The organism is Streptomyces sp. NPDC000878 (genome assembly GCF_053599695.1).
Window position 1 is genome coordinate 40,551 of the sequence record NZ_JBSFMT010000058.1, and the last position, 25,226, is coordinate 65,776.

Consider the following 25,226-nt stretch of genomic DNA (forward strand, 5'->3'; position numbering starts at 1 on the left):
CAGAGGTTTGGACGAAGGTGCTCCAAACCGTGGGGGAGACCGTGAAGGAGGGGCGGGTGGTGTCCTTGGAGGTGTGGACATGGACGGCATGACCGGTCGGCGCAAGATGGCCGTCATGGAGAACCCGGTCGAGAAGATCAAGGTCTGGTTTCGGTTCGTCCCTCGCGAGGGGTGGTTTTCGCAGGACACCGAGGGACTGTGGGCGACGAAGCTCGGTGACGACACGGCGAGCGTGCGGAACGTCCCCTTCCTTCAGGACGGGGTGGCCGAGGGTGACGTGGTGCGGTACCGGATCGGCTCCGACGGGCTCAACTGGGCCGTCGGACGGGTCAGTTCCTCCGGCAACTGCACCGTTCGTGTGGTGCCTGTGCCCAGCGGTCCTCTGGGACGCAGTCCGAAGGCCGTGCATCAGCGGCTCTCGGCGTTCGGACTCGGCGGAGAGGTCTTCAGCGAGGACTTCCCCATGGTGGCGTTCACCGTCCCGGCAGGCGCGGACTTCGCCGGGATCAAGGCCCTTCTGACGCGGGGCCAGGAGGAAGGATGGTGGCACTACGAGGTCGGCTGTGGCACCGACGAATGGTGGAACGCCTGAGCTTGTGAGCTTGCCAGGGTCGGCCCTGTGCCCGACAACGGAGTCCGTGCCTCGTCTGTCTTCTCTCGCCCCTCAGCGCGACACCCGTGGCGCCGCTCTCAGAAACCCCTCGTCCTCCGGAGTGACCCACCCCCGAGGCCCCGCGGCCCGTAGTACGGCATCGAGTACGTCCTCCACCCGTGCCGCGTAACTGTGCGAGAACCACGGCATGTTGGCCTCCACCACCGCCCACCGCTCGCGCCCTCCCCGGTCGGGATCCCGGACGAGGCCGACGTCGACGGTGGCCGCGCTCGGGAGGGAGTGGTGCTCCTCGGTGAGGAGGTGGTTCGCGAACCGGCGTATCTCCGGCTCGTGTACGTCCCCGTCGAGCGGTGCGGGATCGAGGCGCCCGTACACCGCGTACCGGCTCCCGGCCGCCACCCGCCCGTCGAGGACGAACAGGCGGTACTCGACCGCGAACGTGACGATGTCCGACAGCAGTACCGCCGTGTCCGGGGCCACTCCCTCGCCCGTACGAGGGAGTCGCGAGCCGTCCGCGTACGCCGCCGCCGGGAACGACTTGTCGCTCGGCGGCTTCGCGAACACCGGGCGTCGGGTCTGCCACGCCTCCGCGAGGGTCGTCAGCTTCACGCGCCGTCCCGTGAACTCCTCCGGCAGCCCCGCCAGCCAGCCGTCGGACGGTTCCAGCAGTCCGAGGGCGAGGGCGTCGGAGATCCGGTCGGCGGCCAGCGGGCCCCCGTACCAGTGCACCGCCGCTTCAGCCGACGCCGTCAGGGCCCCCGCGTCGGCAAGCGACCGCACCTCCATCCCCCGCCCGGCCGCCGCCTCCGCGAGCAGCACCGTCGTACTGGTCCGCTGTCCCGAGGTGAGGAACACCGGCCTTCGCCCGTCGCTGCCGCTCACAAGTCGTCTCCCCTCCTGGGTCAGCTCCCGTCCCGGGCCAGGTATCCCTCCACCCGCCCCATCCCCCAAACCTCACCGATCTTGTGCCGGATGTCGAACAGATTCGCCGCGTGGACCCCCGCATCCCGGTCTCCCACCGCCTCCTCCACCACCACCGGAACGAACCCGTGCTGCATGGCGTCGAGTGCCGTCGCCCGTACGCAGCCGCTGGTCGTCAGGCCGGCGATGAGGAGGGTGTCGATGCCGTGGGAGGTGAGGTATGTGGACAGGGCGGTGCCGAAGAAGGCGCTCGGGTACTGCTTCGTCACCGTCAGGTCCGTGGCCGTCGGGGCCAGGCCCTCGATGAAGTCGCCGTACGGGCTTCCCTCCGCGAACACCCGCAGGCTCGGCACCTTGCGGTAGAAGAGGCCTCCGTCGCTGCCGTCGGGGCGCAGGACCACGCGTGTCACGATCACCGGGATTCCGGCCCGGCGGGCCAATGACAGCAGCTCTCGCATCGCCTTCGCCGCGTCCTCCGCGCCCGCCCCCGCGTAGAGGGGGCAGGCCGGATCGACGTACGCCCGCGCCGGGTCCACGAGGAGGAGGGCGGGGGAGGGGCCCGGCGTCAACTGGCCTGCCAGTCCCGCCCGTTCGTAGTCCTCCTCTTGGGACTCCTCCTCCTGAAGCCCCTCCCCGACTGTTCCCGGCACCGCACTCACTCCGAACTCCCCCTCCCCGCCCGGCATTTCATCAGCGGCTGGATGCGCGTGCCGAAGTTCTCCAGGCCCTCCAGGAAGTCGTCGAAGACCAGCATGATGCCCTTCGTGCCCGACACCCCGGCGACCTCGTCGAGCATCCTCGCCACGCTCTCGTACGAGCCGACCAGCGTGCCCATGTTGAAGTTGACCGCGCCCTCGGGCAGGGCGATCGTGCGGGCCGTCGAGGTGCCCGTGGACGTCGTGTCCGCGTCCGTCTCGCCGGCCATGTACGCCAGCGCCGCGCGGTCCGCGTTGTCGTGGTAGTCCTGCCACTTGGCCTGGGCTTCCTCGTCCGTTTCCGCTGCGATGATCATGAACAGCGACAGGGCTCCTACGTCCCTGCCCGTCCGTTCCGCCTCCTCCACCAGCGTCGCCGTGCTGCCCGACAGCGCCGTCGGGGTGTTCACGCCGCTGCCCAGGATGAAGTTGTACTCCGCGTGCTCCGCGGCGAACTTCATGCCGGTGCCGCTCTGGCCGGCCGCGACGATGTCGATGTGGCCGTTCGCCGGGCGCGGGGAGAGGACGCAGTCGTCCATCTCGTAGAAGTCGCCCTTGAAGTTGGTGACGCCGTCGCGCCACAGGTCCTTCATGACGGTGACGTACTCGACGGCGCGCGCGTAGCGGTTGCCGAAGTGGTCGTCGCCCGGCCACAGGCCCATCTGCGCGTACTCGCCGGGGGCCCAGCCCGTCACGATGTTGATGCCGAAGCGGCCGGGGGCGATCGAGTCGACCGTGACCGCCATGCGCGCGACGATCGCGGGTGGCAGGGCCAGGATCGGGGTGGAGGCGTAGAGCTTGATGCGGTCCGTGACCGCCGCCAGGCCCGCCATCAGCGTGAACGACTCCAGGTTGTGGTCCCAGAACTCGGTCTCGCCGCCGAAGCCCTTCAGTTTGATCATGGACAGGGCGAAGTCCAGGTCGTGGGCCTCCGCCTTCTGCACGATCGCCTTGTTCAGCTCGAAGCTCGGCATGTACTGCGGCGAACTCTTCGAGATCAGCCAGCCGTTGTTGCCTATGGGGATGAAAACGCCGATGTCCATGTCACTCCTCGGTCGGGTTGGCGGGTGAGCCGGTCGGTTTGGCGGGTGAAGCGGTCGGTTCTTGAGGTGAAAGCGGTCGGCTCTTCGGGTGAAGTGCTCGATGTGAAGCGCTCGACAGTCAGTTACGTTCAAATCTCAACTGTCCGTCAATGGGACGCTACATCGTCGCTATGACGGTGATATGTCACACAACTTGCCCTGGCGGCACGGTTGTTGGTGCCCGTGCGCCTCCCGTGGGGTCTGCCCCGAGGCACGGTGAAGGTGGCCGGAGGTGTAGGTGAGATTCCTGCAAAGCCGCGCATCAGGTGGGCTGGAAACGGTAAAACTTCAAGCATGAACGCACGGCTGGCACTGCTCAGCTCGGTGGATCCCGGGGTCGCGGAGAGCGAGGTCTTCCGGCTGGCTCTCCAGCACGCCGTGGCCGAGCTGGGCGCGCTCGGGGGAACGATTCACCTCCGAGGTCCCATGTCGGCCCTGCGCCTGGTGTCGGCCACCGGGCTGCCCACGGCTCTCACCGGCCCCTGGGAGATCATCGACCAGGAGGGCCCACTGGCCCCCGCCCGCGCCTTGCAGGAGGACTACCGCGAGGGGCACGGGGTGTGGATCCCCGGGGTGGCGGCCGAGCGCGCCGACCCCACGGTCCCTGTCTGCCCGTCGAGCGCGCCCATACCCGGCAGCGGCCTCGCCGCCGTTCCCGTCATCCGCGGTGACCGCAGCATCGGCGCCCTCACCGTCATCACCGGCGACCGCGGTGAACCGACGCCCGCCCAGTGGCAGTTCCTGCGGGCCGTCGTCGCCTGGACCGAGGAGCGCATGGTCCAGGCGCCCCTGCCGGCCGGCCCCGTCCACTCCGAGCTGAGCGGCGACCGGCTGCGCCAGGCCCTCAAGGAGGTCCGGGTCGGCTCCTGGGACTGGCACATCACCAACGGCGAACTCATCTGGGACGAAGCCGCGATGGAGCTGTACGGCACCCGGCCCGAGGAGTACACCGCCCGCGTCGAGAACTGGATGCGCTGCGTCCACCCCGACGACCTCGGGCCGACCCTCGCCCTCGTCGACCAGGCCATCCGCGGCCACTCGGTGTTCGAGGCCGAGTACCGCGTACTGGGCCTGGACGGGACGTACGGCTGGCACCAGGCGCGCGGCCGGGCGACGTACGACGAGAACGGCGAGCCCCTGCGGATGATCGGCATGGGCTGGGACAGCAACGAGTCGCGGACCGCCCGGGACGCGCTCGGCCGCGCCCTGCGGCACATGAGCGACGGGTTCCTCGCGGTCGACGACACCTGGCGGATCACCTTCGCCAACCTGGAGGCCGAACGCACCCTCGGGCTCTCCGAGGACGAGCTGTTCGGGCGCATCCTCTGGGACCTGCCCACCGTGCGGGAGCTGCCCGGCCTGGAGGGGCGCTGCCGCAAGGCCGCCGCCGAGGACAAGCCGGCCGGCTTCGACATACGCGTGCCCGGCACCGGTCGCCGCTACCACCTCCGGCTGGTCCCGGGCCCCGACGGCCGCACCCTCTACCTCCAGGACGTCACCGAGAAGCGGCGGCTCGCGGAGGAGAGCCAGGCCGCCGAGCGTGCCGCGTCCGAACGTGCCGCTCGCATAGCGGAGTTGACGGCCTCCCTCGCCAAGGCGACGACCTCGCGGGACGTCGTCGACGCGGTCGCGCGGCGCGTACTGCCGCCGTTCGCCGCCTCCGGACTCATCGTCCAGACCATCGAGGACGACCGGCTCTGCACCGTCGGGGCCATCGGCTACCCGGACGCCTTCCTCACGGAGGTCGCCGACCGGCCGCTGACCCCCGGCCTGCCCTGCCACGACACGATCCTCACCGAGACCCCCTTGTTCCTGTCGTCCCGGGCGGAGTTCGCCGCCGCCCGTCCCGGACTGGCCGACATGCCCGACCGCGACGGCAAACACGCCTGGGCGTTCCTGCCGTTGACCGCGTCCGGCAAGACCTTCGGGGTCTGCGTGGTCAGTTTCGACCGCCCGCGCCGCCTCACCGACGAGGACCGCACCCTCCTCACCACCATCAGCGCCCTCGTCGCCCAGGCCCTGGAACGGGCCCGCCTCTACGACGCCGAGTACAGCCGCTCCCGCGAACTCCAACGCGGCCTGCTGCCCCGCGAGTTGCCCGACCTGCCCGCCTGCACGGCCGCCGCCCGCTACCTCCCCGCCGCCCAGGGCATGGACGTCGGGGGCGACTGGTACGACGTCATCCCGCTCTCCGGCGGCCAGGTCGCGTTCGTCGTCGGCGACGTCATGGGCCACGGCCTGCCCCAGGCGGCCACCATGGGCCGGCTGCGCACCGCCGTCCACACCCTCGCCGACCTCGAACTGCCCCCCGACGAGATCATGAGCCACCTCAACGACATCGTCGGCAACATGGGCGAGGAGTCGTACGTCACCTGTCTGTACGCCCTCTACGACTCCATCACCCAGACCTGTTCCATCGCCCGCGCCGGGCATCCCCCGCCCGCGGTCGTCCACCCCGACGGCACGGTCTACTTCCCCGACCTCACCGCCGACCCGCCCCTCGGCGCCGCCGAACCCCCCTTCGAGACCGTCGAGTTGAAGGTCCCCGAGGGCAGCCTGCTGGTGCTGTACACGGACGGTCTGGTCGAGTCGTCGAAGCGGGAGATCGACGAGGGCATGGGTCAACTGGCCCGGCTGTTAAGGGGTGCGTACGAGGCGGGCGAGCAGGACGACCTCGGACAGCTCTGCGACACGCTCACCGCGGGGCTGCTCCCCGCCGAGCACCCGAGCGCGGACGACGCGGCCCTGCTCATCGCCCGGCTGCACGCCCTGACCGGCGACCGGGTCGCCTCCTGGCCGCTGCCGGAGGATCCGAGGGCGGCGGGTCAGGCTCGCCGGCACGTCCGTGAGCAGCTCGCCGTCTGGGGCCTGGACGACCTCACGGCCACCACGGAACTCCTGGCCAGCGAGCTGGTCGGCAACGTCGTACGGCATGCCAAGGGGCCCCTCCAACTCCGGTTGCTGCACGGCGCCGAGCTGATCTGCGAGGTGTTCGACGGGAGTCTGACGATGCCGCGGATACGGCGGGCGACGGAGACGGACGAGGGGGGTCGGGGGCTGCAGCTGATCACCGCGCTGTCGCAGCGGTGGGGGACGCGTTACACGCCCAACGGGAAGTGCATCTGGACGGAGCAGGCGTTGCAGCCGCCGGTGGAGAGCAGGGGGACGGGGCCGGCGGAGGGTGATGCGCTGGAGTTGATGTTCCTGAACCCAGGGGAGTTCGATGACTTTCCGGAGTTGAGAGGGCTCGGTGACCTGAACTGAGCCCTCCCTGGTTGTCTGGTGGTTGGGTCGCTGCGGGGCGGTGGGGGCTGGTCGCGCCCACGCGGCGGAGCCGCAAATGTCACAGCCCCGCGCCCCTACAGGGCGCGTCCCCACCGGAGTTGGACAGTCAGTTCTGGTAGACCCTGTCGTTGCCCGGGCCGCCCGAGAGTTTGTCGCTGCCCGGGCCGCCGTGCAGGGTGTCGTTGCCGCTGTTGCCCCAGAGGGTGTCGTTGCCCTTTTCGCCGTACAGGCGGTCGTTGCCCCTGCCGCCGTAGAGGACGTCGTCGCCCGACCTTCCGTACAGGACGTCGTTGCCGTCCCCGCCGTTCAGGGTGTTGTCGGCGCCGTCCTCGTCGACGTCGCCGGTGAGCGAGTCGTTGCCGGCGTCGCCGTAGCAGGCGACCGAGCAGCCGGTGAGGACATCGTTCCCGGCGCCGCCGCGCGCTCCGTTGCCCCACACTCCGCCCCCTCCGACGGTGCGGTCGTTGCCGTCCTGGCCGTAGAGCACGGTGTAGCCGTTGCCGATCAGCAGATCGTTGCCCTTGCCGCCGTAGACCGTGGCGTACGCGTGGTTGTTGGCGGCGATCGTCGCGGTGTCGTTGCCGTCGCCCAGGTCGACGTCGTAGATGTCGGTGTCGTCCGAGCCCACCGGGATGTGGACCGCGCAGCGGGCGAACGTGCTGTCGGTCGCCGAGGGGTGCACGCACTCGTACTTGTCCGCCGCGCTCTTGTCGATGGTGATGGGGGCACGGTCGCGGAAGGTGAGGAGGTAGTAGACGTCGTTCCCGCCGTCGCGGTCGTCGATCCTCATCGAGACCGTCAGCCGGTTCGTCTGGCCGGTGGCGGCCTTGTACCAGAGCTCGCCGGCCGTCTGGCGCAGGGTGCCTGCGCTCGGCGTCGCCGCCTGGGCGGGGGCCGTGAGGGCGGCGGCGCCCAGGGCGAGGGTGAGGGTGAGAGCGGTGGTCGTGGCGGTGGCGATCCTTCTGTGTGTACGCATGCCGAACAGCCCCTTCGCGGGTGTCGTGCCGTGGGTTTGTGATTACCCGTTAGACAGCGGATCCGGGGCCGAGGTTGTGCTCCGGAGCGAACCCTCGTCCCCGTTCGCCCCTCTATAGGAGGGGGGTTGATGCGCAGGAGGCGCCAGCGAGACGAGGGGACAAGGAGTCACGTGCCGGTCATGGGCCAGCGGGGGCACCTCGTGCTGCTGGCTGCCTGGACGATCCTGTGGTTCGTCCTGGTCGAGCCGCACGGCGGGTTCTCCTGGCACTATCTGCGCACCGGCGGGGAGTTGATCTACGAGCGCCCGGGCAGCCCCGACGGCGGCCTGAACCTCTACGCCCACCACCCCGAACTCCAGATGGGCCCCGTCAGCTTCCTCGCGGCGGGCCTGCTGAACCCCTTCCCGGAGCACGTGGGCCAATTCCTCGCAGCCGCCGTGATGTCGTTCCTCGGCCTGGTGATCCTGGTGGTGGCCGGCCGCAGCGCCGCCCAGTACTTCCTGGGCACCGGCACCAACCACCAGCGCCTGCGCCAACGCGTACTGATCGCGGGCCTCGCCTTCATCCCGATGTGGATCGAGGTAGCGGTCCGCTTCGGTCACCTGGACGACGTCCTGGCCCTCTTCTGCACGGCTCTGGCCGTACGGTCCCTCACGCGTGCGGACCCGACCGCGACCGGCGTCTTCCTCGCCCTGGCCGTGGACTCGAAGCCGACGGCGATAGCCTTTCTCCCCCTCCTGCTGGCCCTGCCAAGGCCGAACTGGCCACGAGCCGCCCTCTGTTGCGCGGCCCTGATCGCGGTCGTCTGGCTGCCGTTCTTCCTCGGCGCCCCGCACTCGTTCGCCGCCGCCGAGTTCGTCATCCCCAACCAGCCCGCGTCCGCCCTGCGCCGCCTCGGCGTCGGCGATCCGGTGACCCCGCCCTGGGTCCGCCCCGCCCAGGCAGCCGCCGGCCTGGCCCTGGGCTGCGTCGCGGTGTGGCGCGGACGCTGGCCCGCCGTCGTCCTTCTCGGCGCCAACGCCCGCATAGTCCTCGACCCGAGCGTCTACACGTACTACACGGCGTCGGTCCTGCTCGGCACCCTCCTATGGGACGTGATCGGGCAGCGGCGACTGGTGCCCTGGTGGAGCTGGATCGGCCTGATCACCCTGTACGGCAGCGTCTTCGCCGTCCCCGACGACACGGCCCGGGGCCTGGTCCGCCTGGCCTTCGTCGTCGTCTCCACGTCGTACGTCCTGTTCTGGCCGGTACGGGACCGACGGCGCAGGCGCTCCCCCGTGTCACCGGCCCCTGCCCCTCAGGCCTCGGCGGACTTACCGAGCCGCGACTCGGGGCCTCGGGGAGGGGGAGGTAGCTGCTGGTGGTCCGGGTATAGGTGCGGTCGTGTAGGCCGGTGCCGGTCAGGGTGTCGAAGTTCTCCGCGTAGCCGTACGTCTCGCTCAGGGCACGGAAACGGGCGCTGATCTCGTCCGCCAACGCCGAGTAAGCACCGGCCACCCACTACAACCCGGACCAGATCGCCCGCTACGCCGACCTGTCGATCAACGCGGCCCGATCCGCAGAATCCTCTTCCCCACCACCTTCCGCTTCAACGACTTCCGCGAACTGACCGTCCCGGTCACCCTGAAGAAGGACACGAACCGCCTCACGTTCACGGCGGAGGAACTCCCCGACTTCGACGGCGACACCTACAACCAGTACGACCAACGCTCCCCGTACGCACCGGTGATCGACCAGGTGGCGGTTACGCGGCTGGCGAAGAAGCAGCCGGCTGAGACAGCAGGCTGTCGGAGGGTCCCGCCGCGAAGGGTGGGGCCCTCCGAGGTCGTGCGCGGCGAGGTGCTGGCGCCGGATACGAGATGGGAACCCGTGAGGAGTTGGCCGCCCCCAACACGCTTTCCAATGTGCTTTGACCGTACGGGAGTGTCCGTGGGGGTTCACGCGGCAGGTCGGACGGGGTGCACGTGCGGAGCTGACGGTGGCGTCCGCCAGCGCGCTGGATAAAAACCCGACCAACAAGCGGTACTGAACGGGACAGGGAGGAAGACCATCGGCCGGTTGCGTGGGACGTGGGCAGTCTCGTTGGACGATGCTCCCGAACGGATTTCAAGAGCGTTGCCTTGGGCCGCTCGGGCACCCGCCTACGGCCTGTTCATTAGGGGCGGAGCGGGTACAGGGTGCCGACCTCGCACGGTTCGCGAGCAGCGTGTTCCACACGGGATCCACTGGCGGTGTTTTCCGCCCGAAGACCTGCGACCTTCTGATCCGTAGGATCGGGCGGCTCGTTGGGAGGGCGGCCCACCTCCTCCCGGAGTGATCGCCGACGGTCGTGATCACCGGCCTCTGTGTGCCGTCGTTGCCGTCAGGGTTGCCGTCACTTCCGGATCGCCGATGACTGCCCCGCCGTGCAAGCGGAAGGTTTCACAGAACCCTTGGCCACGGATATCCTCCGGCGATGTCGAATCAGTCAGTGACAGCGGGAGTCGCTCTCGCCGGTGTGATGGCGCACTGCGGCGGAAACCCGGTCGGCGCCGTGGAGTTTCTGGTGAAGGCGATAGCCTCCGCGCCGGCGGCCCCGGAGCCCTATGCGGCCCTCGCCGAGTTGTGGCAGGACCGGCGCTCGGAACTGAAGGAGAGCCTCGAAGGGGACGGCTCCTTGAGCGCTGTGCTGGCGCAGGCGTACTTCCTGTTCCTCGACAGGGACATGAACAACGCGGTGATGGCCCTTGGCTCGGTTACGGGGGTACGGCCCGACGTGGCGTGGGGCATCGCTCCCTGGTTCGGCGATCCCCGGTTCCTCGGCGCGGTGAGTGCCGAGGCGTTGGCGGAGGCGTGTCTGCGGACGTTGGACTACGGCCACAACCTGAACACCGAAGAGATGCGGGAACGGTTCGCTCCCTGGTTCCATGCCCTCGACGTGGTCTCCGAACGCAGTCCTGTACCGGAGTCGCTGGCTGCTATGGCCCGGCTGCCCCGTGCCTGCGGCTGCTACGAGTTGGCTTTCACCCTCTGCGACCGCGCCGATGCCGTCGATCAGGTCATGTGGACTGCGGTCGCACGAGCGAACACCTGGCGCGCGATGGGCGACCTGGAGAGGACTGTGGCGGCCTTCGAACAGGCCCTGACTCTGGATGCCACCAACTGGTCCCTCTACCTGGACCTTGCCGACGTGCGTGCCTTGCAAGGCGACTTCGCCGCAGCGGTAGCCCTCGTCGAACAGGGCGTGCAACACGAACCACACGAAGCCTCCCTGCGCGCAGCGGGTGCCGCCTATCGCACGCGCCTGTCCGGCTCGTCCGACGACCTGCGTGCCCTGATCGACCTCGCGCCTGAGCTCCCGAACACCTCCTACCGGGACCTACTGATCGACTACGCGTGCGCGGGTTCAGGTCTGCCCCAGAGACTCGTGGCCAAGGCCCGCCGCATCAGCGAGAACTGAACACGCGCGCTCTGACAGGACGCTCAAGAGCTGATCTCAGTACGAAAACAGAGAAGAGGCGCCGGGGCGATCTCCCAGGGGCGAATCCGCAACCTGCTGATCCGTAGCTCTCCGGTGAAACGTTCCTTGACGGCCATACCACTGCCCGACGCGCCGGAAGCTTACGGGGCCATGATCACTCGCACCAAAGCAGCTCCAAACCAAAGCCGCCCCATCGACCTGAATTCATCACTTCAGGAAGCCTCCTCCTCACCCTGAATACCCTCCGGAAGGAATTGCGCATACTTGCGGCGGAGGAAATCAATTGCCTCATCTCGCGAGGGATCGACTTGTAGTTTATCCTGATAAAAATGCAAGGCCCGTCTACGCTCTTCGATGATCGACCCCCAATGTTTAACCCAGATGCGCAAATCTAGATCATCGTCTTCGTGAATCAACCCCACAGGCTGCCCCTTCTTCCGGGACAATCGCCGAACGTCATCACTGACTGCGTTCGCCACGAGAACGAAGTCCCATTTGGTTCCCGCATCTCGGAACCGTTGATCATTGGCGACAGCCATGGCGTAAGACTCTATCTGCTGACGCTCTTTGTACCCTGCGATAACAGACGGCCTTTTTAGCTCAACGATGAGATGATGTTGATGCTCGCTGTCTTGAATTGTCTTCGAGAGCATGAGATCGACAATTGCCGTCTTGCGATCTTCAAGCTTCACATCTGCTATGTTCAGCGTGTCGCGACCGAGATACGCAAGATGCCGGTTCAAGACTTGCTTGATGCTTTGATCATCTACTCCCATTTGGTACTGCTCACCGAATACCCATGCCTCCGCCGCGAGTATCCGATGAAGTTGACTTCGCTCCAATACTTCTTTCTTCAAATCGGCGTCGAAGAGGAGTAGCTCCAGACTTCGCAGAAAGTCGAGCCGATCGGTTACCGTCTGAGCTGAGGAGATTACGGATGCAAGCGATGCGCGATCGAGCAATACCGCTAGGTCATCGAGTTCCTGGTTGCTCAGATCAAGAACATCACGCAGCACCTTCTTCAGGGAGGTTGGCGAATGCTCAAGCGATTCGCGAATGAGTCGAAGCGAAAGTTTCTTCGCTGCCGGTTCCGATCCGATGCCTGGGATCGCCTGCACTGCCACGACGTCGAAAAGATCCCGCTTAACTTCTTCTAGCGGAGTGGTTGGACGTCCCGAGAAGGGGTAAACCTGCTCGGCGCGCCACTGATCTACTACTCGCTGTCTACGTTCCTTAGCGCGCTCCCTGAAGTACTTGCGAAGCTCCGCTCGGGCCGTATCCAGAATTAGCCCATACCGCGGGTGTCCCAGTTCCGCCAACACGACTTCCGACCCCTGAAAGCCATGCCAGGTGATATACGCAGAGAAAGAGAATCCCGGAGCATGTATACCTGCCTTGTACTCAGTCAGCGCTGCTCCGCTGGTATCGCAAAAGAAGATCTCATTTGGCCAGTCTTGTCTCCACTCCACGATCTCCAGAATGGGTGGATTCTGGTCACCCTCGTCCGGCGAGGACAGCGCGATCAGCTTTATCCTGTCAATCACTTCGCCAGGAGTAACCGCCCGGCCGTCATACTCCAAAGAGACATCGCGGAACCTGTTTAGATAGCGGGCAAATTCCTTCGCAAGCCTACTCTGCGCTTTCTCACTCTTCAGGCTAACTAGGGAACCTGAGGTCCCTTCCACCGCAACCGTTGTGCCCGTTTCGTCCGTACTGATAAGCGAGTCGCTAATACTGAACCGCTCGGGAGTGGTCGAATTTGCTTTAATCTGGTATCGAATTCTCCCATTAATGTCATCGACGACAGTAGTCCATGTCACTTTTGGACCGAGCGCGAATGCCCTAAATCTTCCTTCACCGTTACTGCCATGCAAGGGCCGCTTATGGCGCCTAGTGACCCTGGTCTGGGATTTCCAAGATCCTCCGAGGCTGCCGAACTCGTGTTCACTCTCGGATCGCTGAATTCCAAGCCCATTATCCTCTACATAGATCGACTCGACGCCGTCCATGTCGTTTCGACGCAGGATGACCTTGACTTCTTTCGCGTCTGCATCTAGAGAGTTCCAAATCAGCTCAAAAATGGCATGCAATGGCTTGGTGGGGCGTACCAAGCGCTCGATATGATCTCTGCGCACCTCAACAGTCACATCCGGCATAAACGCATGATCCCATACAGCCTTTTTGTGGTCTATGGGGCATGCGGAAGTCAAGCGTGTGTTCGACTGATTGTGATCTTGCTCGGGTGACCGCCGAGAGGCGTCTCACTCCGTCTGGCTGGGCGCCAGCCAACGGGTGAGTTGGTCAGCGACGCTTCCCGAGAGAAGGCAGCCCACCGGACACCGTCCACACACTGCTATCCACACGCACCTCACGCACAGGCTGCTTCGTCGAACGCGCCCGCTTCCTTTGGTTCCCGCGACGAGCTGGCTCCGATTCGCGCTTCGCTCGGGCTCTCTCGGCGGCTTGACGAGCCATAAGCTCAAGTGCGGCCTGACGCTTTGCCATTTCCCCTTTGTGTCGCGCCATAGCCTCAGAAGGTGACTCGCCCGCAGACGGTTTGGTCATGATCCCCCCTGAAACGCACTGCTACACCGTGCTCGAAATAGTCCGCTCCATGACCCGCCTGCGCAAGGAGAGCGCGCCAGAACCCTGCCAGATCGTGCGGGGAACCACCACGGGGAACAGCGGGGACTGGCCACCGAGACGGCCATGGTGCCAAAACCACTGCACCGAGCCAGGGCAGCAACCGCAGTCCTAAGACCCGAGCAAGCTGACGCCCCCTGGTGTGCCCCATCCACTACTCCATCCCCCTCCTGACGCTTGGCCGCTCCTGTCGGAGAGGGAGCATGCGAGAGACATCTCGTCAAGGTGACGTGAAAAGAGCCGAACGGGCGCCCACCCTCCTGATCGGTCTGAGATCCTGGAGTCCGATCGAGAGGGGCCGCAGGTATGGAGTGGAAGACCCACGGTGAGCGACGGATCTACACGAACAAGTGGGTGAATCTGTGTCTGGTCGACGTCCAGCAGCCTGACGGGCGCAGGTGGGAGTACCACGTTGTTCGCCTCCGGCACTTGGCCGTGGCCGCTGTGGTCAACGACCGTCAGGAGGTGCTGATGATGTGGCGGCATCGCTTCATCACCGACTCGTGGGCGTGGGAGTTGCCCATGGGCCTGGTCGAGGAGGGAGAGTCTCCTGAGGAGGCGGCGGCCCGTGAAGTCCTGGAGGAGACGGGTTGGCGCCCCGGTCCCATCAAGCCCCTGATCTACGCCGAGCCGGCCAACGGGATCACCGACTCGCAGCACCATGTCTTCCGCGCGGACGGCGCGACCTACGACGGTCCGCCCACGGAGAAGAACGAGTCGGATCGCATCGAGTGGATCCCCCTCAGTGAGGTGCGCGGGATGATCGACCGCCGCGAGATCGTGAGCAGCGGATCCCTCGTCGGCCTCCTGTACGTGCTCATGGACGAAGCGATCCGCTGACCGGTGGGAGGAGTTCCCGTAGCCGTGCCTCGAAGGCCAGGGCTACGGGCTCCCGCCTTGTGGGGCCAACTGCTCGTAGAACTCCCGGAGATGGCCCGACACGCGCTCGGAGGACACCGCCGAGGCGGGCTCCAGGGCTTGTGTGGCGGTGTGGCACGCCTGGGCAAGCTTGCCTTGGTCCAGTTGCGTACGAGCCAGCCAGAACGCGTGAAACGCACGCCCGCGCTGGTTGGTGCTGTTCTCTCGCCGCAGAGCATCCGCGATCAAAGGCTCGGCGGTCGCTGCCTCCCCGAGTCGGCCGTGAGCGATGCCGGTGTCCACTATGAGCTTCAGCTCGTCGAAGTAGGTCACCCACGACGGGTCCGGGTCGTTCGCCTGGATCTGCTCGAAGTGGTGGTGCGCTTCCCCGATCGCCCGGTGAGTGGAGTCCCGGTTGCCGAGGGTGGCGTGGGCGAAGGCTTCTCGCATGGACAGCATCGACATGACGCGCGGCGTGGTGCCGAGAGCTGGGCGGGCTTCGTCCTGAGCGGCGGTCACCAGTGCCAGAGAGTCCCCCGGCTTGTCCTGGTACGTGGCCTGCAAGCTCATGCAAGCCAGGACGTTGGCCATGAACTGACGGTCGTCGATCTCTTTGGCCAGTTGCAGGGCCTCGGTGAAGTACGCGCGGGCCTGGTTGTACTGGCGGGCGTCGAAGTAGGTCCAGCCGGTGAGGCGTGCCAACTCGGCCGCGATTCCGTACAGGCCGTTCTGGATGGACGGCGGTCGGCTCTCCTTCAACAGGCTCACCACATGCCGGAGTTGACCGAGGATGGCCGGCCTCAAGGCCTCGCCGCCGTGCTGGTCGTCCCGTCGCCAGTAGTCCTCGATGGAGGATCGGAATGCTTCAAGTGTCGCTGTGCTGAGGCTCGTTCGGGTGGCCAGAGCCAGGATGCTGTCCACATCCGGCCCAGGGACAGAGGCGGGTGTCCGTGGTGCTGGCTCCGGTGCTTGTGGTGCCTCTCGCTCGGTGACCACGAGGGCCTGGGGTGTCTCCCAGGGGCGGCGGGCAAGGCCGAGCATGTGTCCTGGGATGCGCAAGCCGTCCGCGATGCGTTCGACGACGTCCATGTGCAGCAACTGGCGTCGCCCGGCGATCACTTCGCCGACTCGGCTGGGTGTCAGTTCGCATCGTCTGGCGATCATCGAGGGGTAGATGCCTGCTCTGGTCTTGACCAGCCGGAAGACTCTGCCGAAGTCCCGTACCCGGCACGCGTTGATCATGTCGGGATCGGTGAGCAGCCTGGCAGGCAGTTCCTGCGGCCGGTCGGCGTCGGGCATCGGGCAAGCTCCCACCCTGCGAGGGCTACGCAACGTCGCTGATTCTCTACTTCGCGTGATGGTACCCACGTTGGGTAATCAGGTGGACCTTTTGGCACCGGTCCCCGGATCGCGATGCTCCTCTGCATGGCGAGCAACCAGCAGACCAGACCAGGCATCGGTGAACTGGCCAAGGACAGTGCCAGAGACCGTATCGGTGTCGTCATGGGCGAGTTCGGGGGCCGTGTGCAGATGCGGCCGATCCGTGGCGGCCTGGAGTGGGATGCCGTACCGGACAACGTGGTGGCGCTCGGTGCCCGGGAGGAACTGAGCGCCCGTCTGGCCGTCAAGAACGGCAACAGTCTGAGTGGGCTGTGATGCGCGCTATCGATCCCGGTCATCCACCACAGGAGACTCGCATGACGACAACAGCCAACGATCAGAAGACTGGCCGCGCGATGGCTGATGAGGAACTGTTCGAGAGCCTCGCCCACTTCGTGGTCACCCACAACGGCCAGTCGCCCGAACGTGCACAGCAGATCGCAGACCAGGCGGTCGCGTTCCTCGTCACGGCGGCCACCGCCACCGTGCCCATGGTCCCGTCGGACGACGTGGACCTCGGCCTCCACGCGCTCATCCTGCACACGAAGGAGTACGCCGCGCTGTGCGAGCAGTACGCGGGCCGCTTCCTGCACCACAACCCGAAGCCCGGCGGAGGCGCCCGCGAGCCTGAGTTGGTCGCTGCCTCGGCACGCGCCGTGAAGGCGGCCGGGTTCATGGTCTTCGACGACCTGTGGACCGTGAACGGCGTGAATCTCGCGCAGTGCGACTCGGACTGCGGCCGACCGTACGGTCAGGCGTAACACACGGCAACAGCGACGCGGCCGGCCCGAACTCGTGGTCGGCCGTGCTCGCCTGGAAGGAGAAGACACGTTGTCCGGCTCAACCCCTGAACTACCGATCGTGGTGCTCGACGCACTCATGCCCACGACTCAGCGCCTGGTCATCAACCGTCGAGGCTCCACGGTCTGGGAGGTGGAGAGCCACCGGGGCCACTACGCCGTGAAGCTCGGCCATCCGATCCAGGCCACGGCCGACTGGCCCGCCCAGCCCTGGACCGCACTCGCGCCCGCACGCGAGGGTGCCGTCCTGCACCGCCTCGGCCACGACGACATCGCCTACGGCGAATGGGAGCACGGCACGTGGAACTTCCAGCCGTGGCACCAAGGGCCGGACCTCTACCGGCTGTGGGAGCGCTGCCGTAAGCCGGACTCGTCCATCGCACCGGACACCGGCGAGGCGCTGGAATGCGTCCAGGCGCTGGCCGAACTCCACGCCAAGGGCTGGGCACACGGTGATGTGCAGCCCGCCCACTTCATCATCGGGCCGGAACGAACACACCTCATCGACCTCGCCCTTGCCCACGGCGGACACGTCCCCGAGGGCTACGACTTCCCCTTCCACGGCTGCCTCGTCCACTACGAAGCACCGGAGATCGCCCGCAGCGTCCTCGACACCGGGGAAGCCGAACCGACCCAGGAAGCCGACATCTACGCACTCGGCGCCTCGCTGCTCATCTCCGCCACAGGCTGGCGGGCGGTCGAATACCCGGACGACGCCCCGCGCCCCGTACAGAGAGAGGCAGTGGCCAACGGTCGGCGTCGGCCCGTGAAAGTGCCCGGTGAGCTGGGCGAATTGGTCGACGCGATGCTCAGCCACGCACCGGGGGATCGCCCCACCATCTACGAGGTGAGCGAAGCCCTGACCTGATCCCTGAAAGCCTTGCTGGCTGTCATTGAGTTGGCAAGGAGAGCGGTTGAAGGCCTGTGCTGGTTGGCTCGCACGAGCCGCACCGGACCAAGGCGGGCAGCGGCGCGGACCGATTCCGCTGGGAGGAAGCCCCGGGGGCCTTCGAGGAGGGTAGGTACGAGGACGCGCGAGCGGCGCACGACGAACTGGTGCTCGACGAACTGAGGCTCACCTCCCGGGACCGCATCAGGCTCGACATGCTGCACAGCCGGCTGCTGATCCAGGAGGGCCACACGGAACAGGGCACCGCCGAGCTGCGGGAACTCGCCGAACGGGCCCAGCAGACGTCGAACATCGACCTGGCCGCCGAGATCTGGCGAACGCTCGCGGAGACCCCCAAGCCACAGTGAGGTGGACGAGGTGGACGAGGCGGACACGGATCGCGGCAGCGCCCGGTCACCGGCCCCGGCCCCGGCCGACACGGGCGAACGACTCGAAGTCGTCCAGTGGGCCACCGGCAACATAGGCACCGGCGCGCTGCGGGCGGTACTCGGCCACCCGGGCCTCTCCCTCACCGGGGTCTACGTCCACTCACCGCAGAAGGCGCGCCAGGACGCGGGCGACCTGTGCGGACTGGCCCCCACCGGCATCAGGGCGACCCACGACATCGACGAGATCCTGGCCCTCGGCGCCGACTGCGTCCTCTACATGCCGCGCGCCTGCGACATGGACGAGGTCTGCCGAATCCTCGCCTCGGGCGCGAACGTCGTGACGACCCGGGGCGAGTTCCACCACCCCCCGAGCATGGACAAGGCGGTACGGGAGCGGGTCGAGGCCACCTGCGCGCGGGGCGGCACCTCGATCCACAGCACGGGCAGCAGCCCCGGCTTCATCACGGAGGCGGTCCCGCTGGTCCTGGCGTTGATCCAACGCCGCCTCGACCACTTGTCGATCCACGAGTACGCCGACCTGTCGCGCCGCGACTCACCGGGGATGCTGTTCGACGTCATGGGGTTCGGCAGCGCCCCCGCGGACTTCGACGAGGCCCGGCTGTCCCACGTACGCGACAGCTTCGGCCCCTCGCTGCGCCTGCTCGGGGACACCCTCGGCCTCCCGCTCGACTCGGTCGTCGCGTCGGGCGAGGTAGCGACGGCCCCCCGCTCGACCACGATCGCGGCCGGCACACTGCCGCCGGGCACGGTGGCGGCACAAAGGATGACGGCCTCAGGCCTGAGAGACGGCGAGGAACTCCTCCGCTTCCAGGCCACCTGGTACTGCACGCCCGACGTGGACCCGGCCTGGGACATCCGCGCCACAGGCTGGCACCTCTCGGTCGAGGGCGACGCCCCCCTCGACATCGACATACGCCTGGCGGTCCCCCTGGAACGGATGGCGTCGGCGACCCCCGGCTACACCGCGAACCGAGCCGTCAACGCGGTCCCGACGGTGTGCGCGTCGGCGCCGGGTATCCGTACGACGGTGGATCTGCCGGGGGTGACGGCGAGGCTGGCGTGAGGGGGCGGAGGGGGAGACGCCGGAGACGCCGGAGACGCCGGAGACGCCGGAGACGGGTGGGGACCGTGGGGTTCGTGGTGGGGTCGGTGGCGTCGGCGCAGACGCCGGAGACGGGGATCAGCGCTTCTTCTTCGTCTTCCGCTGCTGCACCGGGGTCCATTCGCCCCGGTGCAACTGGCAGCGGGAGTAGCCGATCATCGCCGGATTCCGGCACCGCTTGCCGGTCGTGGTGTTGGTCGACCCGCACCTGACCTGCTTGCCCATGAGCCCTCACCTGTCCGGTTCACTCCCCTTTATGCGTGGATGACGACGCTCACCGACTACTCGGCGGGGCCAGCGGCGCCCGGCTCACCCGTATCTTCGACTGGCCGTGCGGGCGTTCCTCCCAGTCCTCCATGAAGCGGGCGTGCAGGCCGTGGCGGCGGGCGAGAGTGAGGAGGGTTTCGGTCCGGTAGTAGAAGTCCTCGCGCAGCACCTGGTGTTCGGTGCCCTCGGTGCGGTCGAAGGTGAAGTCGAAGAACCCGGTGCCGGTCAGTACCCGGCCGACATGGCTCAGGCACTCCTCGATGACCTCCGGCGGCGAGTGCGAGAAGACGCTGTGCGCGTGGACGACGTCGAAGTGGTCGCCGGGCAGGAAGTCCAGGGTGAGATCGCCGGTGATGGTGAGGTGCGGCAGCTTGTCCTGGAGGCCGCGCTCGGTGAGGGTGTTCTTGGCGGCGACCAGGATGTCGGGGGAGATGTCGATGCCGTAGTAGTGCCCGGTGTCGAGGTACTCGATGAACCGCCAGCCGCCGCGCAGGTTGCCGCAGCCGATGTCGAGCATGCGGTGCTCGGGGCGCAGCCCGTGCTCGACGAGGTAGTCGAACTGCATCCGCCCGAGCGCCAGCCAGCGGTCATGGGTCCGGCTGCCGACCGCGGCCTCCGGATCCCGGCGCGTGTCGGCGGCCATCACGGCACGGTAGTAGCCGACGTGGTCGGGGTGGATCAGCCGCAGCCAGGCGTCCCGGCCGGCGCGGTGCAGGTAGGGGGCGACCCGGCCGGGATGGCGCAGGGCGTAGCCGACCTTGTGGGTGAGGGCGGCACGGTTGCTGCGGATCTTCTTCGGTGACCTGGTGTCGGCGGGCATGGCGACGCGACCTCCGTACAGAGGAAGCTCCGGGTGAGGAAGCTTCGTACCAAGGACCTCCATACATCCGTACCAGGGTCGGGCCTGGTCATGGGGATGACAACCCGGAGGAGGCGGAGGTGGAGACGGAGGCGGGCTGGTACTCGGGCTGTGAAGCGGTCACGTACGCCCGTACGACCGACCCCGCCCATTGGGGGAGGACCCCACCCGCTGGGGGGCTGAACTGCCCTCATGGGCTGCTGGGGGCCGCCTGAGGGGCGGACGTGGTCCCGTACATCCGGCCGATCGCGGGGTCGACGTGGAGGACCGTGTTGGATCCGCCGTCCCGCACCGGGGCCTGTGCGGCCTGGAGGTAGCCGCCGGTGACCGAGACGAAGGCGGCGCTCGTGGCGGCGATGCCGTACTGCGGGGAGTTGACGCCGCCCCCGGTGTCCTCGACGCCGGGGAAGACGGTGATGCCGGTGACGACCACCGGTACGGTCGCGCCCTGGATCTTCAGCCCCGCGAAGCCCCCGCCGCCCGCGAGGGTGTTGCCGCCGTCGCGCCGGAGCATGAGCCCGGTGAAGAGGACGGGGCTGGTGCCCAGCGCGTCCACGTACACACCGTTGAAGTTGTTGCGGTCGGTACTGAAGTTGGCGAAGCTGCAGCCGCCGGCGCCCGTGCCGCTGCTCCAGGTGCCGGTCACCTGGAGACCGTGGGCCTTGTTGAACTCGGCCCGGCAGCCGATGAACTGCGAGTTGCTCGCGTTGGCGACGTAGAATCCGCTCCCCTTGCAGCCGATCGCCTCCAGATCGATCCAGGTGCAGTCCGTCATGGACAGACTGAACCCGTGCCCACCGCACTGACTGGCGACGATCCGGGTCCCGCGCCAGCTGTACGCACCGTTGGGGCTGATGGTCGACGAGGTGTGGCGCGGGGCGGCGATGCCACGGCCCCCGACGCCCGTGATCGAGACGTCCTGGAGCACCACGCTGTGCACGAGCCCGTACGCCTGGATCCCGTCCACCGTGTTGCTCCCGGCGTTCGGCCCGAGGTCACCGTTGAACATACGGCCCCCCGGAAGCCGGGACCCGTCGATGCTGACGCCGAAGACCCGCTGCTCGGAACTGTGCCCGCCCGGCAGGACGTTGCGGTCCCAGGTCTGTTCGTCGAGGAACCGTATGACGGCGGGATTCAGTCCGGCGTCATCAGGAGTCGGATGGACACCCTCACCCTGCCCGGAGAAGTCCACGCGAGGCTGGATCGAGGACAGACTCGGCTGGAGATGGTTCCCGTGCGTCCCCTGAAGCGTCACCCCGGACGGCACCTCCAACGGCCGCCCGACCGCGTACGTCCCCGCGGGCAGATAGACGACCCCACCACTCGGACACGCGGCCAGCGCCGCGTTGATGGCGGGCGCGTCATCGCTACTGCCGTCACCGGTCGCTCCGTAGGGCGCGGTGGTCACATCGATCCAGTCGGTGGGTGCGGTGACAGCCGCCGAGGCACTACCGGCGGCGGCGATCGCCACGGCCCCGGAGGCACCAGCGGTCGCCGCGGTCGCCGCGGCGAAGAGAACACGTCTGCGCGAGGTTTCCATGAGCATCCGATCTCGTGTGCGCCATGACCTGGCGGAGAGTACGAGAGCGGAGAATACGAGATTCGAACACGTGAGGGATCGCCCCAACACGCTTCCACATGTCCGCCCGGGGGTACGGGGATGTGCGGGAGCATCCTGACCTGCGGTGCAGCCCACTCGGGTGGGGCTTCTGAACGATGTCGTACGCCGGTGAACGCAACCAGAACTGCAACCACCGCTGACCTACTTGCCGTGTTCCGGGCCGTACCACTGGAGGGCTTGCCCGGTCACTGCGGCGATGCACTCGAAGTCGTGGTCGCGATGGAGCAGGGTGAGCCCCTGCAGCTCAGCGGTCGCGGCGACGACGAGGTCGACGGCTCCGGCACTTCGGTGCTTCCCCTGCTTGGTGAGGGCTTCCTGGACCTGCCAGGCGCGGTCGTAGGCGCGGTCGTCGACGGGAACCCAGCCGAAGATCAGACGCATGTCCTCGATGCCGCGCGCCCGGTCGGCAGCTGACCGGGCGCTGTAGAAGAACTCGAGCTCGGTGATCGGGCAGGTCGCGATGAGTCCGGCCGCGGCGGCCTGGTCCCAGCCGTACTGCTCCGCTTCCCCGCGCATGAACCGTGCGAGCGCGCTGGTGTCGATCAGGAACTGGGCCGCGTTCACCGGCGGTAGTTCTCCTTGTTCTCGAACAGTTCCAGATCGAATGCGCCGTCGCCCGCCGCGGTCCGCAGCCGGGCGAGAGCCAGGGCGCGACGCCGGCTCTCCAGCACCTCGCGAAGAGCGGTGTTGACGGTCTCCTTCTTGGTTTTCGTTCCGAGGGCTTTCGCCACGTCCGCGACCAGGTCGTCGTCCAGGTCGATAACCGTCCGACTCATATACGCCTCCTGATATCAAATGTGGGGTCAAGTGTATCTCGCGAGGTGCCTTGGGGGTGTCATCAGGCGCCTCGGCCCGGCCACCGGGTCCTACGCGGGCATCACGCCATGGATGCGGGAGAGAGTGAAGACGCGTTCCGCTTCGCGCAGGTGGCACCAGGCGTCGAGGTAGGGCGGGTCGAGTTCCAGGTCGCTGAGGGTGCGTACGGTCCGGTTGCCCGAAGTGGCGACGTACTCGACCGTGATGGCCGCACCGGTGTCGATGGCATGGGCGACCTGGCGGATGTCGCTGTACGACAGGTGCTTCGCGTATCCGGCGACGATCTCCTCGGTGTCCGTCGCGAAAGGCACCCCGCTGCCGAACGGGTCGGGCTGCGGTGCCGTCGGCGGGGCCTTGAGCAGCCGGTCGGCCAGGACGTACACGTCCGTCCCGGCGTCGATGGGCATCTCCGAGGCGTGGGTCGCGGTGGTCCGGGGGCCGCGCCGCCCGACGTTCCCTCGCGGGGGCGGGACGGCAGCGGCGGCCCTCTGCGGCTGGCGCTTTTCGATGCGTACCGTTCCCCCGGCGGTCTCGGCGACCGGAGCGTAGCCCGCGGCACGGAGCGCGGCGAGAGTCGTCACAGGTGGGCTGCCGCTGACCAGGACCGTCGGGGCGAGCCGCCGCAGGGCGAGCTTGGACAGCGCGCGGTGGGCGGCGAGTTCGGCCAGGAGCGCGGGTTCGTCGCCGTGGATGACACAGGCCGCGGGGGCGATGCGCACCCGTCCGTGACCTCGTGCGGTGTCGGCGATGAGATAGGTCAGCGGCTGTGGCAGGGCCGTGGCGGAACCGGCTGCCAGGTCGGCTGTGATGCCGTCCGGGGTGCGGCCGGCGTCCAGGGCCCGGCGGATACTGCCGGCACTGAAGCGCCATACCGACGCCGTGCCACTGGTCTCCCGGTCGGCCGTCGCATCCAACAGTGCCGCGAGTCGCGCGGACGGGGTGCCGGTGACGACGGCGGTGAGGTCGGCGCCGATCCGGGCCGTCGTGGTCGCGGGGGGCAGCAGCCGCCGGGCCATGATGTCGAGCTCTTCGTCGGCGTGGGCCGCCAGGTGGGCACCGAGCGGGGACAGCACACCCCGTGCCAGCACACCGAGCAGTTCGCCTTCGCGGATCACGGTGCTGAACGGTGCCGTGTCCTGGGGCGAGGCATCGTCGGCGAGCGGACGGTGCCAGGCCACGAGCGGCCCCAGCTCCGAAGCGGCCTTCACACCCTGTCCTGTCGGGAGCCCCGCTGCCGCGGTGAGCAGCCCGTTGCGGGCCTGCAGACAGCCGCCGCAGTCAGGCGCACCGGCGAGCGCGGGAAGCGCCTTGTTGTCTTCGTCGCGCGCCCGGGTGGGGGTGAGCGGCAGGTCCCGCCATGCCCGGAGGAGTACGGCGAGCTGTTCTGCGGGCTCCTGCTCGGCCCAGGCGTCGTACGCCTCGGTGGGAGGTACGCGATCGCCGTCGCGGGCCAGCAGTCCGGCGGCGTACGCGGTCTCCAGGGCGAGGCGTACGACGGCGTCGTCCGCTTGGGCGGCCTTGCCGAGCCGGGCCAGTTCACGTGCGCCGATCCCGCCCGACTTCAGCCGGGTCGGTGGAGCGGTCGCGCATGCCGAAAGGACGGAGGCGGCATGGGCCGCGAACGTGGTGGCGGCCACCGCGGCCTCCCGTTCCACCTCCGAGGAGGTGATGGGCACCAACTGTGCGACGGGCGGCAGAGGTTCGAACGGAGCGTGCCAATCGGGGCCCCGCAGAGCCAAGGCCACCTCGACCGGCATCCGGACGGGCCCGTACCGGTGACGGTCCTGGAGCAGAAGCCCGCGGTCGAGTGCCCATCGGGCGCCTGGTTGGAGGTCGCGGCCAGGAGCCCCGAACACGACGAACAGTGACTGACGCGGCGTGGACCTGGCGCTCTGCTCAAGCAACTTCCGTGTGGCCGCAGGTGCCCCCGCCACCAACGCGGCGACCCGTTCCGCGTCACTGTGATGCTCCACCAGAGCCGCGAGCCGCTGCTGCTTGGTGCCGGGTGGCTTGATACCCAGGACCGCCAGCATGCCGCGCAGTTCCTCCGAGGTGGTGCCGGCCAGCAGCTCTTCCAGCGGAGCGTCAAGTCCCAGGGGCGTGCTCCACGCCTGCCGCAAGGGCGTAGGCATGCGGAGTGCCTCGGTGCCGTCGTGCCACACGAGCGCCCGATCCGACAGCGCCTCCAGGGTCGCGTCCAGCGCGTGTACCGCCGCAGGGGACGTCGCGTCGAGCAACTCCGCGAGGCTGTCCCGGGTCGCTCGGGCCCCCAGGGCGGCCAGCGCCTCGGCGGCCTGCAAGCACGGCAGCGTGAGTTGCGGCAGGACGAGTGCCACAGAACCCGGACGTTGGAGACGGTCCGCCAGTTCCCCCACCGAGCGTGGTTCCGGAGAGGAGGCTGCGTCCTTCCGCATGGCGAGTACGCGTGCCAGGCGGGAACCGTCGAGTTCGCTCAGCCAAGTCGCAAGCGTCGATCGGGACTTCATGAGGGTGCACCTCGACAGACAGGGAACGTCACAGGCGGGCCGAAGCCGCTTCGGCGCCAAGG

At 67.8% G+C, this 25,226-nt stretch carries 20 protein-coding genes and 3 pseudogenes; 11 read left to right on the forward strand and 12 right to left on the reverse strand.

What is annotated here, in order from left to right; translation table 11 throughout:
• Window positions 1-88 precede the first annotated feature (88 nt).
• Window positions 89-592: a DUF4265 domain-containing protein gene (locus tag ACWDR4_RS36260; protein ID WP_450414818.1), complete on the forward strand. Its 504-nt coding sequence runs from the start codon at window positions 89-91 to the stop codon at window positions 590-592.
• A 72-nt stretch (window positions 593-664) separates the two neighbouring features.
• Here ACWDR4_RS36260 and ACWDR4_RS36265 read toward each other — a convergent pair whose 3' ends face one another.
• Genes ACWDR4_RS36265 through rutA form a run of 3 tightly spaced genes read right to left on the reverse strand, consistent with a single transcriptional unit; the run spans window position 665 to window position 3,272 of the window.
• Window positions 665-1,495: an ATP-grasp domain-containing protein gene (locus ACWDR4_RS36265; RefSeq protein WP_450414783.1), complete on the reverse strand. Its 831-nt coding sequence runs from the start codon at window positions 1,493-1,495 to the stop codon at window positions 665-667.
• A gap of 20 nt (window positions 1,496-1,515) precedes the next feature.
• Window positions 1,516-2,193: an isochorismatase family protein gene (locus ACWDR4_RS36270; protein ID WP_450414784.1), complete on the reverse strand. Its 678-nt coding sequence runs from the start codon at window positions 2,191-2,193 to the stop codon at window positions 1,516-1,518.
• Window positions 2,190-3,272: a pyrimidine utilization protein A gene (gene rutA, locus ACWDR4_RS36275; RefSeq protein ID WP_450414786.1), complete on the reverse strand. Its 1,083-nt coding sequence runs from the start codon at window positions 3,270-3,272 to the stop codon at window positions 2,190-2,192. The genes ACWDR4_RS36270 and rutA overlap by 4 nt, the downstream gene beginning before the upstream one ends.
• A gap of 333 nt (window positions 3,273-3,605) precedes the next feature.
• Here rutA and ACWDR4_RS36280 point away from each other — a divergent pair, with 333 nt between their 5' ends.
• Entirely contained in the window at window positions 3,606-6,575 is a 2,970-nt protein-coding gene (locus ACWDR4_RS36280; protein WP_450414788.1) for a SpoIIE family protein phosphatase, read from the forward strand.
• A 127-nt stretch (window positions 6,576-6,702) separates the two neighbouring features.
• Here ACWDR4_RS36280 and ACWDR4_RS36285 read toward each other — a convergent pair whose 3' ends face one another.
• On the reverse strand, window positions 6,703-7,572 hold the full coding sequence (locus ACWDR4_RS36285; RefSeq protein WP_450414790.1) for a calcium-binding protein: 870 nt from the start codon (window positions 7,570-7,572) through the stop codon (window positions 6,703-6,705).
• Window positions 7,573-7,752: 180 nt separating this feature from the next.
• On the opposite strand from ACWDR4_RS36285, the gene ACWDR4_RS36290 reads away from it, so the two are divergent.
• From ACWDR4_RS36290 to ACWDR4_RS36300, 3 genes and pseudogenes are all read left to right on the forward strand, one after another.
• Window positions 7,753-9,036 carry a hypothetical protein gene (locus ACWDR4_RS36290; RefSeq protein ID WP_450414820.1) on the forward strand — a complete coding sequence of 428 codons (1,284 nt, stop codon included), beginning with the start codon at window positions 7,753-7,755 and terminating at the stop codon, window positions 9,034-9,036.
• A gap of 23 nt (window positions 9,037-9,059) precedes the next feature.
• A pseudogene (locus tag ACWDR4_RS36295) lies at window positions 9,060-9,334 on the forward strand (cellulosome protein); the annotation flags it as partial.
• A gap of 694 nt (window positions 9,335-10,028) precedes the next feature.
• Window positions 10,029-11,012, forward strand: coding sequence for a tetratricopeptide repeat protein (locus ACWDR4_RS36300; protein WP_450414791.1), 984 nt, complete (start codon window positions 10,029-10,031; stop codon window positions 11,010-11,012).
• A 233-nt stretch (window positions 11,013-11,245) separates the two neighbouring features.
• Here the strand turns inward: ACWDR4_RS36300 and ACWDR4_RS36305 are convergent, their stop codons facing one another.
• A complete protein-coding gene (locus tag ACWDR4_RS36305) occupies window positions 11,246-13,189 on the reverse strand; it encodes an ATP-binding protein (RefSeq protein ID WP_450414793.1) in 1,944 nt (647 codons plus the stop codon).
• Window positions 13,190-13,982: 793 nt separating this feature from the next.
• On the opposite strand from ACWDR4_RS36305, the gene ACWDR4_RS36310 reads away from it, so the two are divergent.
• Window positions 13,983-14,516, forward strand: a complete 534-nt coding sequence (locus ACWDR4_RS36310) for an NUDIX hydrolase (RefSeq protein ID WP_450414794.1) — start codon at window positions 13,983-13,985, stop codon at window positions 14,514-14,516.
• Here the strand turns inward: ACWDR4_RS36310 and ACWDR4_RS36315 are convergent.
• Window positions 14,494-15,833 (reverse strand): annotated as a pseudogene (locus tag ACWDR4_RS36315) (helix-turn-helix domain-containing protein). The gene ACWDR4_RS36310 and the pseudogene ACWDR4_RS36315 sit on opposite strands and share 23 nt — an antisense overlap.
• Before the next feature lie 114 nt (window positions 15,834-15,947).
• On the opposite strand from ACWDR4_RS36315, the gene ACWDR4_RS36320 reads away from it, so the two are divergent.
• The 5 genes and pseudogenes from ACWDR4_RS36320 to ACWDR4_RS36340 all read left to right on the forward strand — a co-directional run bounded on the left by ACWDR4_RS36320 (window position 15,948) and on the right by ACWDR4_RS36340 (window position 19,076).
• Window positions 15,948-16,190 carry a hypothetical protein gene (locus ACWDR4_RS36320; protein WP_450414795.1) on the forward strand — a complete coding sequence of 81 codons (243 nt, stop codon included), beginning with the start codon at window positions 15,948-15,950 and terminating at the stop codon, window positions 16,188-16,190.
• Window positions 16,191-16,231: 41 nt separating this feature from the next.
• Complete coding sequence (locus ACWDR4_RS36325; RefSeq protein ID WP_450414797.1) at window positions 16,232-16,675, forward strand: glycine-rich domain-containing protein; 444 nt, start codon at window positions 16,232-16,234, stop codon at window positions 16,673-16,675.
• Window positions 16,676-16,745: 70 nt separating this feature from the next.
• Window positions 16,746-17,582: a protein kinase gene (locus tag ACWDR4_RS36330; protein ID WP_450414798.1), complete on the forward strand. Its 837-nt coding sequence runs from the start codon at window positions 16,746-16,748 to the stop codon at window positions 17,580-17,582.
• Window positions 17,583-17,638: 56 nt separating this feature from the next.
• Window positions 17,639-17,713, forward strand: a pseudogene (locus tag ACWDR4_RS36335) (flavoprotein); the annotation flags it as partial.
• Between the two features lie 268 nt (window positions 17,714-17,981).
• On the forward strand, window positions 17,982-19,076 hold the full coding sequence (locus ACWDR4_RS36340; protein WP_450414800.1) for an NAD(P)H-dependent amine dehydrogenase family protein: 1,095 nt from the start codon (window positions 17,982-17,984) through the stop codon (window positions 19,074-19,076).
• A 117-nt stretch (window positions 19,077-19,193) separates the two neighbouring features.
• On the opposite strand, the gene ACWDR4_RS36345 is transcribed toward ACWDR4_RS36340, so the two are convergent.
• The 6 genes from ACWDR4_RS36345 to ACWDR4_RS36370 all read right to left on the reverse strand — a co-directional run bounded on the left by ACWDR4_RS36345 (window position 19,194) and on the right by ACWDR4_RS36370 (window position 25,164).
• A complete protein-coding gene (locus ACWDR4_RS36345) occupies window positions 19,194-19,340 on the reverse strand; it encodes a hypothetical protein (RefSeq protein WP_235476963.1) in 147 nt (48 codons plus the stop codon).
• A 49-nt stretch (window positions 19,341-19,389) separates the two neighbouring features.
• Window positions 19,390-20,202, reverse strand: coding sequence for a class I SAM-dependent DNA methyltransferase (locus ACWDR4_RS36350; protein WP_450414801.1), 813 nt, complete (start codon window positions 20,200-20,202; stop codon window positions 19,390-19,392).
• Between the two features lie 229 nt (window positions 20,203-20,431).
• On the reverse strand, window positions 20,432-21,787 hold the full coding sequence (locus ACWDR4_RS36355) for a glycosyl hydrolase family 28-related protein (RefSeq protein ID WP_450414803.1): 1,356 nt from the start codon (window positions 21,785-21,787) through the stop codon (window positions 20,432-20,434).
• A gap of 216 nt (window positions 21,788-22,003) precedes the next feature.
• Window positions 22,004-22,426 carry a PIN domain nuclease gene (locus ACWDR4_RS36360; RefSeq protein WP_315887179.1) on the reverse strand — a complete coding sequence of 141 codons (423 nt, stop codon included), beginning with the start codon at window positions 22,424-22,426 and terminating at the stop codon, window positions 22,004-22,006.
• Entirely contained in the window at window positions 22,423-22,638 is a 216-nt protein-coding gene (locus ACWDR4_RS36365) for a type II toxin-antitoxin system VapB family antitoxin (RefSeq protein WP_450414805.1), read from the reverse strand. Before ACWDR4_RS36365 ends, ACWDR4_RS36360 begins: the two co-directional genes overlap by 4 nt.
• A gap of 90 nt (window positions 22,639-22,728) precedes the next feature.
• Window positions 22,729-25,164 carry a helicase-associated domain-containing protein gene (locus tag ACWDR4_RS36370; protein ID WP_450414806.1) on the reverse strand — a complete coding sequence of 812 codons (2,436 nt, stop codon included), beginning with the start codon at window positions 25,162-25,164 and terminating at the stop codon, window positions 22,729-22,731.
• Between the last annotated feature and the right edge of the window lie 62 nt (window positions 25,165-25,226).

Bases quoted from the DNA above. Each gene is read 5' to 3' on its own strand.
- ACWDR4_RS36260 (WP_450414818.1), top strand. From the start codon at position 89: ATGACCGGTCGGCGCAAGATGGCCGTCATGGAGAACCCGGTCGAGAAG.
- rutA (WP_450414786.1), bottom strand. From the start codon at position 3,272: ATGGACATCGGCGTTTTCATCCCCATAGGCAACAACGGCTGGCTGATC.
- ACWDR4_RS36280 (WP_450414788.1), top strand. From the start codon at position 3,606: ATGAACGCACGGCTGGCACTGCTCAGCTCGGTGGATCCCGGGGTCGCG.
- ACWDR4_RS36285 (WP_450414790.1), bottom strand. From the start codon at position 7,572: ATGCGTACACACAGAAGGATCGCCACCGCCACGACCACCGCTCTCACC.
- ACWDR4_RS36290 (WP_450414820.1), top strand. From the start codon at position 7,753: ATGGGCCAGCGGGGGCACCTCGTGCTGCTGGCTGCCTGGACGATCCTG.
- ACWDR4_RS36300 (WP_450414791.1), top strand. From the start codon at position 10,029: ATGTCGAATCAGTCAGTGACAGCGGGAGTCGCTCTCGCCGGTGTGATG.
- ACWDR4_RS36305 (WP_450414793.1), bottom strand. From the start codon at position 13,189: ATGCCGGATGTGACTGTTGAGGTGCGCAGAGATCATATCGAGCGCTTG.
- ACWDR4_RS36310 (WP_450414794.1), top strand. From the start codon at position 13,983: ATGGAGTGGAAGACCCACGGTGAGCGACGGATCTACACGAACAAGTGG.
- ACWDR4_RS36320 (WP_450414795.1), top strand. From the start codon at position 15,948: ATGCTCCTCTGCATGGCGAGCAACCAGCAGACCAGACCAGGCATCGGT.
- ACWDR4_RS36325 (WP_450414797.1), top strand. From the start codon at position 16,232: ATGACGACAACAGCCAACGATCAGAAGACTGGCCGCGCGATGGCTGAT.
- ACWDR4_RS36345 (WP_235476963.1), bottom strand. From the start codon at position 19,340: ATGGGCAAGCAGGTCAGGTGCGGGTCGACCAACACCACGACCGGCAAG.
- ACWDR4_RS36350 (WP_450414801.1), bottom strand. From the start codon at position 20,202: ATGCCCGCCGACACCAGGTCACCGAAGAAGATCCGCAGCAACCGTGCC.
- ACWDR4_RS36355 (WP_450414803.1), bottom strand. From the start codon at position 21,787: ATGCTCATGGAAACCTCGCGCAGACGTGTTCTCTTCGCCGCGGCGACC.
- ACWDR4_RS36365 (WP_450414805.1), bottom strand. From the start codon at position 22,638: ATGAGTCGGACGGTTATCGACCTGGACGACGACCTGGTCGCGGACGTG.
- ACWDR4_RS36370 (WP_450414806.1), bottom strand. From the start codon at position 25,164: ATGAAGTCCCGATCGACGCTTGCGACTTGGCTGAGCGAACTCGACGGT.